1 pseudogene is annotated in these 1,248 nt (G+C 64.1%); it reads left to right on the forward strand.

Annotated features, from left to right (window positions below):
• Positions 1-111: 111 nt before the first annotated feature.
• Positions 112-1,202, forward strand: a pseudogene (locus H7A85_RS20620) (IS3 family transposase).
• The last annotated feature ends 46 nt before the right edge of the window (positions 1,203-1,248 follow it).

A 1,248-nucleotide genomic window follows, 5' to 3' on the forward strand; every position in this document is an offset into this window, starting at 1 on the left:
TTTGACCTGCCACCCGTTTCCTGGACTGTTTGGAGCTGGAAAATTCCAGTTATGGAGGAGGGCCGGAAACAGGAGTGAGGAACGAAGAGGTCGCAGTTCTCCGAGGCGCAGATCGCGTTCGTGCTGAAGCAGGCCGAGGACGGGACGAACGTCGGCGAGGTGTGCCGCAAGACCGGGATCAGCGAGGCGACGTTCTACGCCTGGCGCAAGAAGTACGCAGGGCTCATGGCGTCCGGGATGCGGCGCCTGCGCCAGCTCGAGGAAGAGAACGCCAAGCTGAAGCGGCTGGTCGCGGACCTCAGCCTCGACAAGGCGATGCTGCCAGGCAAGTCGTCTTGCGAAAGCTCTGAGGCCTGACCGGCGCCGGCGGCTCGTCGACGACGTCAGGAGCACATGGCAGGTCAGCATTCGGCGGGCTTGCGGCGGGCTTCGGGTGGAGCGGTCGAGCTACCACTATCGTGGGCGCCGCGCCGATCAGGCCGATCTGAAGAAGCGCGTGGAAGAGATCGCTTCAGACGCGCGTGCGATACGGCTGCCGTCGTATCCATGTGCTGCTTCGACGGGAGGGCTGGGACGTGAACGCCAAGCGGATCGATCGTCTTTACAGGAGATGGGTCTGCAACTGCGGCACAGACCGCCCAAGCGACGGGTGAAGGCGAAGCTTCGCGAAGGCCGTTGCGAGGCGCCCTGTTCGAACGAAGTGTGGGCCATGGACCTTGTCCATGACCAGCTTGCGACGGGACCGAAGCTGCGGATCCTGACCGTCGTGGATACGCTCCGTCGGTTCTCGCCGGCGGTGATGCCACGCTTCAGCTTCCGGGCTCCAGATGTCGTGGACGTGCTCGAACGCGTCTGCGGCGAGGTGGGCTATCGCGCATCGATCCGGGTCGACCAGGGAAGCGAGTTCGTCTCGCGCGAGCTGGACCTGTGGGCCTATACCCGCGGTGTCGTGCTCGACTTCTCCCGGCCCGGAAAGCCGACGGACAACGCCAACACCCAAGTCGTTCAACGGCAAGTTCCGGGCAGAATGTGTGAACCAGCCCTGGTTCATGAGCTTCGACGACGCGGTGCGCAAATGCGAGGCTTGGCGTAGAAACTACAACGATGTGCGACCCCAGAGCGCCATCGGCAACAAACCGCCGATATCGCTGGTGAACCGGTCAGCGGCACATGGCCCGCCGCCGCCGGTCGAAGCTCGATGACGGCCGGCCAAACAGTCCAGGAACGGGTGGCAGGTCAAGCCGACGA

Source organism: Aureimonas sp. ME7 (genome assembly GCF_903970965.1).
Classification (GTDB): Bacteria; Pseudomonadota; Alphaproteobacteria; order Rhizobiales; family Rhizobiaceae; genus Aureimonas.